This is a genomic window from Rhizobium gallicum bv. gallicum R602sp (assembly GCF_000816845.1).
Classification (GTDB): domain Bacteria; phylum Pseudomonadota; class Alphaproteobacteria; order Rhizobiales; family Rhizobiaceae; genus Rhizobium; species Rhizobium gallicum.
Genome location: NZ_CP006880.1, coordinates 25,879 through 37,677, shown reverse-complemented (window position 1 = coordinate 37,677; position 11,799 = coordinate 25,879). Strand labels below are relative to the sequence as shown.

Genomic DNA, 11,799 nt, shown 5'->3' with positions numbered 1-11,799 from the left:
TGATCACCCTTTCACGGCGGAGCCAACGAAGGAGCTGACGAACCAGCGCTGGAAAACGAGGTAGAGGACGAGGATCGGGATCATCATCAGGACAGAGGCGGCCATGGCGCGATCCCAGTAGATGCTGTCCTGGCCGAAGAAGGTCGCAATGGCGACGGCGATCGGTCGGGCATAGTCGGTCTGCGTCACCAAGATTGGCCAGAGATACTGATTCCAGGTCTCGATCCCCATGAGGATGGAGACGGTAGCAAGCGCCGGCAGGCTCAAGGGCAGGAAGATCGAGCGGTAGATCCGGAACACCGAGGCACCATCGATCTCGGCCGCTTCGAAGAGCTCCTTCGGCAATTGTGCGAAGAACTGATAGAAGAGATAGATATAGAGGGGGCTTGCGATCCACGGCACGATCTGGACGGCGAAAGTGTCGGTCATGCCTGCGCGCGAGACCATGACGACGAGCGGCATGATTATGCTTTCCTGCGGGATGACATAGAGAGCGATCACCAGGGACAGGATCAGTGCCCGCCCGCGCAGCGAACCCCAGGCCAGCACGAAACCGGCCATCGAATTGACGATCAGGCCGGCGCTGACGGTCGAGGCCAGAATGATCAGCGAATTGACGAGATAACGGCCGAAGGCGAGTTCGCCCGAGAGGTTTCCGACCTCCGCGAAATTCGAAAGAGTTGGATTCGATACCCAGAAGGCGCGGAAGCTGCCCATGTCGGCTAGAATCTGGAAGCGGTCGTCCTTGAGGCTCGCGATGACCAACATGAAGAGCGGCGAGATGATGACCAGCGCGATAACGAAGATGCAGGCGGTCTGCACAATGCGCAGCGAACCGATCGCCGAGCGCTCGCGCGTTGCCTCGGCCTTCACTGCGGAAATAGCGAGATCAGACATCGTAACGCCTCAGAAGCTGGCGCTGCACGAGCGCTATGACGAGAACGATCAGGAAGAGGATGACTGAAACGGCGGACGCATATCCGAGCTTCTGTTCCTCGAAGCCGGCACGTACCATGTAGTGCACCACGGTTTCCGTGCTGCTCCTCGGTCCACCCTGGGTCAGGATTGCGACCTGGGTATAGAGCTTGAAGGCCTGGATGGTCGTGATGACCAGCACAAAAATGTGCGTCGGCCTGAGGCCCGGCATGGTCACGTGCCAGAAGCGCTGGAACGCGTTGGCGCCGTCGATTTTCGCTGCGTCATAGAGTTCATCGGGAATGCCCTGAAGGCCCGCGAGGTAGACGATCATCTGGAAGCCATAGGCTTGCCATGCTGAAAGCAGGACGATCGAGAACATCGCCCATTGCGGATCGCCGAGCCAATCGATCGGCTGGATATATCCGCCCGAGAGGAAGCCGAGGATCTGGTTGAACGGCCCCGTGGGATACTGGAACAATGTGCCCCAGACGACACACACGACGACGACCGATGTGATCGCGGGCAGGAAAAAGAGACCGCGGAAGAAGTTCCGGAACGGCAACTTCTGGTGCAGCAGAAGAGCGGTGGCAAATGCCAGGCCGCATTGAACCGGCAGAATCCAGAAAGTGAACCGCGAGACGTTCCAGAGTGCGGTCCAGAAGAGATCGTCCTTCAGGATGCGCAGGAAATTGTTGAAGCCGACGAAGCGGACGGGGGTCGGACGCGGCACCAAGGGTTGATTGGTCATTGCCGTCCAGAACGACAGAAGGAACGGCACGATCAGGAAGATCGTCAGCAGCGCGAGTGCGGGCGCCAGCATGCCGATTTCCTGGAGCACGCGCCCCTTGTCCCCCCGCCGGACAGCACGCGCCGTGAGCGTCGGTCGCTGCAAGGTCATGATCTCCTCCAATGAAAGAACACAAGGGGCAAAACGCCTTTAACTGGCGGCTTTTCCTTGGGTTCGGTTATGGTTTGATCAGCGTTTTTGCCGATCGGCTAAATCTCTTCCTTTCGCTGGACAGGTTGTTGCCGTCCTGCGGTTCTCGAACCAATCTCCATCTGTGGACGCCCCGTTGAATGCAAGAAGAGTTTCGGGCGGCATTACGCGTAGTCGGGTGCTGACATCTGTCCGGCCTTTCGCGCGACCGTTCATCTGTCGCTGGCCCGTATGGGAGTTCGCGGATCGGGCTCCAAATCAATGCGGCGTGCTCGAAGCACTCCGGAGATTCCTGGCTTTCCCGACCCCGTCTCATCGACTGTTGCGCCATACCTTCCGTTCGACCTTCCCTACATCTCGACGACCTCTGGCCGGGCGGTTATGCCGCCACAGCTGGAGCCTTATAGACGCCACCCTTTGCCATGAGTGCCCATACGATGCGGGCCATCTTGTTGGCGAGAGCGACAGTCACAAGCATGGGTGGCTTGCGGGCAAGCATGCGCCCGAGCCACGAACCTTCTGGGGTGCCGCGCCGGCGAGCCTGCAGCACCACCGCGCTCGCACCAATGATGAGCAGGCGGCGCAGTGTTCGCTCTCCCATCTTCGATGTTTCGCCGAGCTTTTGCTTGCCGCCGGTGGAGCGCTGCAACGGTGTTAATCCTAACCAGGCTGCGAAGTCGCGGCCTCGCTTGAAGCCCGCCGCTCCTGGGGCCAGGGCGATCAAAGCCGTTGCGGTGATTGGACCGACGCCGGGAATTGTTGCCAACCGCCGTGCGTCTTCGTCTTCTCGGGCACGCCGAGCGATTTCGACATCCAGTTTCTGGATCCTTTGGTCGAGCGACTTCAGAGTATCAACCAAAATGGCGAGAGCCATGCGTGTGGCCTCCGGCAACTTGCTCGTGGAATCCTCTACGTGCAAAACAAGTCTGGTGACGTGAGATGGGCCTTGGGCAACAATCAGTCCGTATTCCGCCAGGTGGCCCCGCAAGGCATTGATTGTCTGAGTGCGCTGGCGCACCAGCAAGTCGCGTGCCCGAAACACCGCCGCGCTTGCCTGCTGCTCCTCGCTCTTAACCGAGACAAAGCGCATCGTCGGGCGCTGGGCTGCCTCGCAGATCGCCTCGGCATCGGCGGCATCGTTCTTCTGGCGCTTCACAAAAGGCTTTACATAGGCAGGGGCAATCAGGCGGACCGTGTGGCCGAATTTGCTGATCTCCCGTGCCCAATAATGCGCGCTAGAGCAGGCTTCCATCGCGACGATGCACGCCGGCTGTCCGGCAAAAAACGCGAGCAGCTTATCACGCCGCAGCTGCTTGCGGAAAATGACGGCGCCAGCGGTATCCGATCCATGCACCTGAAAGACATTCTTGGCCAAATCCAACCCCATCATGCTAACGTTCATTTCGGACGTCTCCTCTGTTGTGGCGGTTAACACCCACCATGTTGGCACATTCGATGCCGTCGAGGGGCGTCCACCCCATCAATGCGTGACCTGATGCGTTAGCTTCGGTCACAGAGTGACGTTCGGCTGCCGGTTTCCCATTCTCCTCAAGGAGCGCAACCCGGACCTGCCGGACTCGCTAGTAGACCATCAGGACAACCGGGATATCGTCGACGCGCCTTCCGTGTTGCTTTCGCCGCGCCGCTCGTAAGCGCGCTGGTCACGCAGGATCTGGAAGGCGATCGTCAAAAGCTTGCGCGCGATCGCAACGCGCGCCTTGTTCACTCCTCTGATCTTCAGATGCTCGTATTGGGCGCGAAGCTGTGCATCGCTGGCAATGGCCGGAGCCACCGCCTCGACGAAAGCCCAGCGCAGCCACTTGTTGCCCTGCTTGATGATCTTGCCGTGAAAGGTCTTGCCGCCGGAGGAATAGGTCGACGGCACCAGCCCGGCATAGGCGGCAAGCTTCTTCGGATTGCGGAATCGACCGACATCATCGATCTCCGCATCGATCAGCCGGGCGAAGAACTCGCCGATGCCGGGGATCGTCTTCAACAGCTTCACATTGCCATTAACCTTGGTCATTGCCCGGATCGTTGCTTCCGACTGCTTGATCCGCACATCGATGTCGCCGATGAAGTCGAGACCGCGGTCAATCTGGATGCGGTCGATCTCCGAGACCTTGACCTGCGCCAGCTGGATGCGGCCGGCCTTGCCGAACAGGTCGCCGAGCTTCTTCAACTGCGCCGTCTGCTCCGGATAGCGATCAAACACCGTGACGATGCGGTTCTTCGTCATCGTCCGCAGCCGCACGTAAAACATCCGCTCACGCAGGGCGATGCGCAGCTCGCGGGCTCGCTCTCCAGGTGCCCAGGCCTCCGGCACCAGGTCGGCTCTGAGCAGGTGCGCCAGCACCGTCGCATCGATCTTGTCAGTCTTGATCTTGGCATCGGCGATCGCCTTGACCTTCCACGGATGGGCGAGGACGACATCATCACAAATGTCGTCGAGCCAGTCGTAGATCACCATCCAGTTGCGCGTCGCCTCGACAACCGCATGCGAGTTGTCGCGATAGCGTTCGAGAAAGCCGCCAAGCGACTGGCGGTCGTTCTTCACCCGGCCGGATCTGAGCGTCTTGCCGCTGCTGTCCTGCACCACCAGGTGGCTGTAGGATTTGTGATAGTCGACGCCGATATGGTAATCATAAGAGGCAGTCATGCCTCCAACTCCCTTGTTGAGATGTATGAAACCCCAATAAGGTAAGCCGAAAGGCTGGAAGCGTGACTGTCCCTCGATCATCACCTGCATCTCAGTGATCCGTTCTATCGGTGGAGGCGGCCTCTTTCATGTCACCTCCTCATCGATTGCAGACCGGTCGATCGCCATGCAACGACCGCATCGGGTGGGCGCGGGGGATTGACGCCGCGCGGCCACCTCATCGCGTCATTGCTGTTCGTCGAACGGTGGGTAGCCGTCATTGTCTTCGACGTCCTCGTCGATCTTCTCGGCCGCGGTAGTCAGCGCCGCCTTGACGTCTCCGCCATTGAAGATCTCGTCGACTGCCTGCATGAAAGCCGAGGTGATCGTCGGATAGGCCGGATGCGGCGGCCTGGCGATCGCCGTCTTCGAGGCCTGCTCGAAGGCGACGGCCATCGGACCACCGGCGGCGTAGAGCGGTGATTCCGTTGCGAAGCTCTTCAATCCGGGATAGGCAGAATTGGCCTGCGCATGCTCGCGAAACTGCTTGTCCTTGAGCATGAAGCTTACGAACTTGCCGGCGATGTCAGGATGCTCGGAGGCCGTCGTGATTGCCCAGATCCAGGTGCCGTTCGGGCTTGCGCCCTTCGGTCCGAACTTCGGCAGCGGCATGACGACGATGTCGTCTTTCATCGAGGCTGCGGCTTCCGCATAGACCCAGTGGCCGCCAAGAGCGAGAGCGGCCGGATGACCCTCGGCGTAGAATTGGTTGGTGCCGGACGACTGCGGCACGACCCAACCGTTCTTCACCCATTTCTGCATCATCGCCAGCGCGTCGACGCAAGGTTTGCTGTCGAGCGTTCCGACGGATGTCCAGGCCTTCCGATCGATCAGGTCGCAGCCCGCCGATTGCAGGATTGGGCTATAGGCATAGGTGATCCATTCGGTCTTTACTCCATAGCCGCGAAACGTGTCGATCGGCCATTTGACGCCTTCGAGCTTCGACAGCTTTTCGAGATAGCCCTCAAACTCCTCCCGCGTCCATGCGTCGTCCACCGACTTGGGAATCCGGGCGCCGATCGCTTCGAGATATTTCTTGTTGCCGTAAAGGACGACCGAGGAGTCGGTAAGCCCGATCGCATAGAGGTCCTTGTCAACAGGATAGGTGCCCTGAGCGATGTTGGAGTCCGTCATGTCGCCGAGGACATCCGGGTCGATCAAAGGCTTGATCCGCTGCAGGTAGCCGGACCAGACGTAGTTTGCAAGAAACGGCGCGTCGAGCTCCATGATGTCAGGGACCTGCTTGGACATGACGGCGGCGCTGAATTTCTCGTTATAGGCGTCGTGCGGTGCGTAGATCAGCTCGATATCGACGTCGGGATTAGCCTCCTCGAAGCGTTTGGCCACCGCGCCATAGGCCGAGACCGTGTCAGGCTCGCCCTGATGCATGACCTGGATGACAGTCTTGGCCTCGACCGGGCTCGTGCCGACTCCGAGCGCCACGGACGTAATGAACATGGAAAGTAAACGATTACCCATCTTATTCACTCCTCCTAACGGGTTTCACTTCCAATCGCAATTATACGGATGATCGCTCCACCAATTGGAACGGCAGCTTTCGCACTTCACCGGGTGCCACATCGCCTCCAAGCAAAATGTCGGCGGCCATGCGACCCATGGCGCGATGCGGCAGCGCCATAGTCGTCAAAGGCGGATCGAGGCGCGAGGCGATGTCGATCTGATTGTCGAAACTTGCGACGGCGACATCGTCCGGGATTTGCACGTCAACCCGGCGCAGTGCCGCATAAACCTCCATTGCGACGCGGTCGTTGCCGCACAGGATCGCATCGGGGCTGTGCGGACCGCTCATCAGTTCGGCAACATGCGAAGGAACGAGGCTCGGCGCCCTGTCGCTGTAGATCGCACGGCGCACGGCCGGCAAGACCCTTGCGCCGGCGCCGTCGAGCCCGGCTTCGGTCAGCGCCTGGCGAAAACCCGCCTCGCGCAGTTCTCCGGCAAGCAGGCCGGGCAGATTGATGAAGACAATGTTGCGCCGGCCGGCGTCGATCAGGTAGCTGGTAATCTCGTGTGCGGCGCCCGTTTCGTCCGGCACCAGCGAGGTTACCCGGTCGTTTGCCTCGCGGCAATTGATCATCACCCCGACGGTCCCGACAAACTCCTCAGGCAGCGCGACAACCTTGTGGTACATGGCCGCAAAGGCGATCGCCCGAGGGCGAAAACGGCGCACCTCCTCAATCACCGAGGCCACGTCGCGCCGTCCGCTCAACGTCATCGCGAACACTGCCAGCTCCGAGGTCCTCGCAGCACCATCGAGCCCGCGAATAATTTCGGTTGCAAACGGCGAGGTGATCAATTCATCGGCGACGACCCCTATAAGCGGCATCCAGCCCTGGCGCATGCTGCGCGCGGCAAGATTGGTGACATAGCCGAGTTCCTCTGCAATCTCCTTGATCCGTTGCCGGGTCTGCTCCGACATGCGTGGTGAGCCGCCATGCAAGGCGCCTGACACTGTCTTGACCGAGACGCCGGCACGTTCGGCTATGTCGTTGAGGGAAGCGGTCATACGGTCGCCGTGGGTTATCGATTACCCAGATCAGTATCAATCGCCTTGCCACGAGTCAAGTGACCACGGGCTGAAACCATTGAAGGTCGCAACGGGTCCGAGAGGCGACGTTCGCAGCATCATTGAAAAGCAGCGATCGTGAAACGTGATTTTGCCCCAGCTGGGGTGGGCGCGGGCGCTACTCGATCCAATGCGTTGGAAAGTGCGCCGCTATTAGATCCCAGGAGCGGCCCGGCCGCGACCGTTTGATGATGGCAACTCCGAACCGTCGCTGGCGTCGAGCGATAATCCTTTCACCCGAAATGAGACGGGTTCGAGTCGCGTTCGCTGATGAAGATGGACCATGCCGAAATAAACAGCGCCGCGAACAGCGGTCCGATGACAAAGCCGTTTATGCCGATTAGCGATATCCCGCCGATCGTCGAGACTAGCACGACGTAGTCCGGCATCCTGGTTTCCTTCCCGACGAGCAGCGGCCGCAGGAGATTATCGACGAGGCTGATCACGAAACCGCCAACGACGACGAGAACCGCCACTTTCACCCAGGCCCCGATCAGCGCCAGATAGACCGCGGCAGGCAGCCACACAAGTGCCGCGCCGATGACTGGCAGCAGCGACAGCAAAATCATCAGCACGCCCCAAAGCAGTGCCGGCTCAATACCGAGCGCCCAGAAAGTAAGCCCCCCAATCGTCCCCTGCACGAGCGCAATGATGATATTGCCCCTCATGGTCGCCCGCACGACCGAGGCGAATTTGGCGGTAAACTGCCGTGTATGATCGTCGCTGAGCGGAATCGCCCGCCTGACCATCACGGTAATCGCGCGGCCGTCCCGAAACAGAAAGAAGAGCAGGTAGAGCATGACGCCAAAGGCGATGAAGAACTGGAGCGCGTTCTGCCCGAGGCTGAAGGCGCGGCCGGCAAAGAAGCGTCCGCCTTCCATCATCGCCGAGGAAAGGCCCGTATCTGGATCGGTAAACTGCTGCTTCAGTTTCAACGTATCCAGCCACTCTTGAACGTAGACCGGCAGTGTCGCCTTCGCCTGCGTGAGGGCGTGCCAAATATCGATCTCGCCGCGGTCGAGGCGTTCGTAGAGGCTGCTTGCTTCCTGCACCAGGGCGCTGAGAACGAGCATGCCCGGTACGATGACGAGGCAGACGCACATGAGCACCGAGAGCGCAGCCGCGAGGCTCCGTCTCCGGCCCACCAGTCCTTCTATGCGCGAATGTGCCGGATGGAAGATAACAGCGTGTATGACCGCCCAGAATATTGCCGAATAGAAGGGGAGGATGACTACAACGAAGCCGATCGTCACCAACACCAGCAGAACGTAGAAACCGATGCGGTGGACAGTCATATTCATCCCTTGGCACCGAGCCGCAAACGCGTTTTTTCCGGCAGCCGGTCTCCCCGAACCGTACCCGGACGAGGACGGCGGCTTCGTCACCGGAGTGAAAACACCGGAAAACCGCATATCTTCTCCATACGCGGTTCCATTCCCTCTGGATCATTATGTTAGCGCATGCACATGGCTGCGCGCCACCGCAATTTCTGAGCGCTAATGGCGTTGATCGGCGTCCTGCGGTTTTGCGGTGTCTCAGAACGCGCTGGCTATTCCCCTTGCGACGCTTCCGACGCATCGGCAAGCCAGCCAGGATCAGATCTTCGGTTCGAAGCGCTGTCAGCGAACTGAAATTGAGGGCGAAGCGGGCTAAGGCCGCAGCTGCATGCTGGGCGCCCGGCGACAACTTTGTGATAGTCCGTTGCGAGCAGTCGAAGGTCGCACGGGCCGGTATTGGATCGCCGCAGCTCGCCGCTCGCAGGGGGATCGGTTGATCAATCGGGAACGTCGGGGGCGGTTTTAAGCAGAGCGTTGCGCATACCCTCGCAATCTCCTGGCATCCACGCCCAATGAAAGTCGAGGAATCCTCATATATGGCTGCCGCGCCCGGTGGGGTGGCGGCACTTAGTAGGACTTCGGTCCGGTGCACGTGTGGCTGGCAGTGGGCTCACGGTTGCGTCGATGACCGGCACCTTGCCACGAGCCCCTGCCCTTCCTGCGCGACCTCACTCGCGCTCAAAAGATGATTACGTTCGCCTAGCAACAAGAAATGCCGGTTCGTTGGATGAGTGAACTCGGCCGAGAAAGTCGCGAAAGAGCGAGACCACCTCGTCCAGGTTGGTCTCCAGAAGCCAATGACCACCATCCAGCAGGTGGAGCTCCGCATCGGGGAGATCCCGAAGATAGGCACGCGCCGAGCGCTCCGGCATGTATCTGTCCTGCGGCCCCCAGACGATCATCGTCGGCGGACGGTGCTTGGCGAGGTAGTTCCGATGTTGCGGGAACCAGGCGCGGTTCTCCTTCAAACCGGCGATCAGTTCGACTGCGACCTCCTTGCGCCTTGGTGTCATCAATGACCAGTGCAGCTTCCACAAATCGGGAGGTATCCGTTCGGCGAGCTCAGACCTGACATCGTTCAAGAATTCCTCCTTGAATATTTCCTCTTTGACCGCCTCCGCCAGGGCCTTCTTCATTTCGGACCTTGGCAGCCGCCAGGTCTTCTCAATCTCGGCATATTTTGGCCCCAGCGCATCTTCGTAGGGGATGTCGCCATTCTGGATGACGAGCGCCACCACGCGTTCCGGGGCCTTGATAGCCAGCCGAGCGCCGATCGGCGAGCCGAAGTCATGCAGAAAGAGCGCGAAACGTTCCACGCCGAGCATTCTTACGAAATCGTCCAGAAACTCGGCGTAGCCGTCGAAGCTGTAGTCGAAGTCGTCCGGGGTCGCGCTGTAACCGGCGCCGGGAAAGTCGGGCGCAAGCAATCGCCAGCGATCTGCCAGCCGGGGCATGAGATTGCGGAATTCGTACGATGAGCACGGATAACCGTGCGGAAGTAAAACCACGGGCGCGCCCTCGCGCCCTGCCTCACGGTAGAAAATGTCGATGCCTTTGATGGTCACGTATCGATGGGTAATCAGCGGCATGGGGCGCCTCCTGGCTGATTCGACTCTGCAGATTGTCTCCTAATCCCTCAAGCATCCATTCGTTCCCAGCTACCTGACAACGGCGAGCGCCGGCGCATCTAAGGTCTTCTTGACGTCTGCCGGCATGAAGAGTTGCCACTCTCCAACCTCGATGGAGCGCTGCGTGTCGAGATGCGCCTTGAGATCGCCAAGCCCCACGCGGCAGCTAAATGCTCGTGATGCGGCTGATGCATGATACTGAGGGTCGCTGGCAAGGTAGTCACTCTCCCAGTTTGGTGTCGCCACGAGTACTGGGGGGTGCCGGATACAATCGAAGAGACCGCCCCAATGCTGGGGGATAAACCAGCCCAGCTTGCCTCGGCAATCGACCGAAGAGATCAGCCTCTCAGAGATTTTTGCCTTCGATTTCAAGTGTTAAGCTTCGCGGACTTGCTCCGCTTTGCATTTCTACGATCGCCATTGGCCCAGGCCGTGGCGCTAGAGTTTACTGCACATTGGCCTCTATCCAATTGCGCATCAGGTAGTCTCCAAACAATGGCACCGTGAAATCAATGTCTCCATATGACGGGCTGTAGATCATGCCTTTTTTGATGATGCTCGCCCGCATTGGCCCAAGCTTGTTAGGCGGCTCTTTCATCATTTCGGCAACCTCACCTGACTTGTACGGCCCGCTGCCCAACTTAGCCATAGCGCAAACGTACTCACGTTCGCGTGGCGTCAGGCGGTCAAAACGTACTCTAAAAAATCCATCGTCTAGTCTTCGTAATGCTTTGTGCGAAGACTGATCGACATCTGCGGCATCTATCGGCGAATGGTCGGCTGTATTCCATGCTTGATAGCCCCACTCTTGAAGGAAATATGGGTAACCTCGCGTCTTCTCGACAATAGCATGTAATGCGTCAACTTCGATCTGCTCACCCTCTTCCTCGATCGGATTTCTAATGGCAAGCTCCGCCGACTTTTGGTCAAGAGCACCGACCGAAGGATAAGTGAATAACCGCTCTGCATAAGACTTTGCATTACCAGAAAGCGCCGCCACTTGAGGCAAGCCAGCGCCGAAGAACAGGACCGGTAGCCCTTTTTGATTCATACGATGAATCGCGACAATTAGTGCAGCATAATCCTTCTCTCCAAGGTACTGGATTTCATCGATCAGCAGCGTCCAACCGCGCTCTGCAGCTTTTGCCGCTACTCCTACTCGAACGAAAAGTTCCGCGAGATCGTATTCGATGTCTCCGCTATCGGCAGTCCCGGTTTCCGGGTCAACCGATAGTGCGAAGTCGCCCGTTTCAACTTTAAATATTGAGGCAAAGCTGCGAAGTGCGCGCATTGCACTGAAGGCAGTAGCTTTTGCTTGCTCGATAACGCTTAGCTTGCGAATGATCTGATGGATGCGCGGATAGAGAAGAGTTGGAAGAGGAACTCCTTCGGGTGCTTCCACCATGGATGTCAGGTGCCCATGTTCTTCGGCAATTTGCTCAATCTGGTTCAGCAAGACTGTCTTGCCGACGCCACGAAGACCAAGCAATATCTGGGATTGGGTAGGCTTGCCGCGAAGAGCTCGCTGGAGGGCAATTCGCGCATCTTCCAGAATTTTATCACGGCCCGCGAGTTCAGGCGGTTGCGATCCAGCACCAGGTGCGAACGGGTTGCGAATTTCATCCATCGCTATATCCACTTTAGGGGGTTATAAGGTAAATGTCTTATAACTACTTATAAGTCAATATAACTTTGTA

10 protein-coding genes are annotated in these 11,799 nt (G+C 58.8%); all 10 read right to left on the bottom strand.

Translation table 11 applies throughout. The annotated features are described in order from the left end of the window. Window positions 1–3 precede the first annotated feature (3 nt). Window positions 4–897 (bottom strand): carbohydrate ABC transporter permease, encoded by an 894-nt coding sequence (locus tag RGR602_RS23560; RefSeq protein WP_040114522.1) that lies wholly within the window; start codon window positions 895–897, stop codon window positions 4–6. After that, window positions 890–1,816: a carbohydrate ABC transporter permease gene (locus tag RGR602_RS23555; RefSeq protein ID WP_040114521.1), complete on the bottom strand. Its 927-nt coding sequence runs from the start codon at window positions 1,814–1,816 to the stop codon at window positions 890–892. The genes RGR602_RS23560 and RGR602_RS23555 overlap by 8 nt, the downstream gene beginning before the upstream one ends. A 418-nt stretch (window positions 1,817–2,234) precedes the next feature. Beyond that, window positions 2,235–3,257, bottom strand: a complete 1,023-nt coding sequence (locus RGR602_RS23550; RefSeq protein WP_040114520.1) for an IS110 family RNA-guided transposase — start codon at window positions 3,255–3,257, stop codon at window positions 2,235–2,237. 189 nt (window positions 3,258–3,446) lie between these two features. Next, window positions 3,447–4,514, bottom strand: a complete 1,068-nt coding sequence (locus tag RGR602_RS23545) for an IS110 family RNA-guided transposase (RefSeq protein ID WP_040116405.1) — start codon at window positions 4,512–4,514, stop codon at window positions 3,447–3,449. Window positions 4,515–4,739: 225 nt separating this feature from the next. Next, entirely contained in the window at window positions 4,740–6,032 is a 1,293-nt protein-coding gene (locus RGR602_RS23540; protein ID WP_082046668.1) for an ABC transporter substrate-binding protein, read from the bottom strand. A 40-nt stretch (window positions 6,033–6,072) separates the two neighbouring features. Further along, window positions 6,073–7,077 (bottom strand): LacI family DNA-binding transcriptional regulator, encoded by a 1,005-nt coding sequence (locus RGR602_RS23535; RefSeq protein WP_040114519.1) that lies wholly within the window; start codon window positions 7,075–7,077, stop codon window positions 6,073–6,075. 293 nt (window positions 7,078–7,370) lie between these two features. After that, window positions 7,371–8,432, bottom strand: coding sequence for an AI-2E family transporter (locus tag RGR602_RS23530; protein WP_040116403.1), 1,062 nt, complete (start codon window positions 8,430–8,432; stop codon window positions 7,371–7,373). Window positions 8,433–9,163: 731 nt separating this feature from the next. Next, on the bottom strand, window positions 9,164–10,063 hold the full coding sequence (locus RGR602_RS23525; protein ID WP_040114518.1) for an alpha/beta fold hydrolase: 900 nt from the start codon (window positions 10,061–10,063) through the stop codon (window positions 9,164–9,166). 69 nt (window positions 10,064–10,132) lie between these two features. Next, a complete protein-coding gene (locus tag RGR602_RS37580; protein WP_170250423.1) occupies window positions 10,133–10,474 on the bottom strand; it encodes a hypothetical protein in 342 nt (113 codons plus the stop codon). Between the two features lie 73 nt (window positions 10,475–10,547). Then, window positions 10,548–11,729, bottom strand: coding sequence for an ATP-binding protein (locus RGR602_RS23520; RefSeq protein WP_040114517.1), 1,182 nt, complete (start codon window positions 11,727–11,729; stop codon window positions 10,548–10,550). Window positions 11,730–11,799 lie beyond the last annotated feature (70 nt).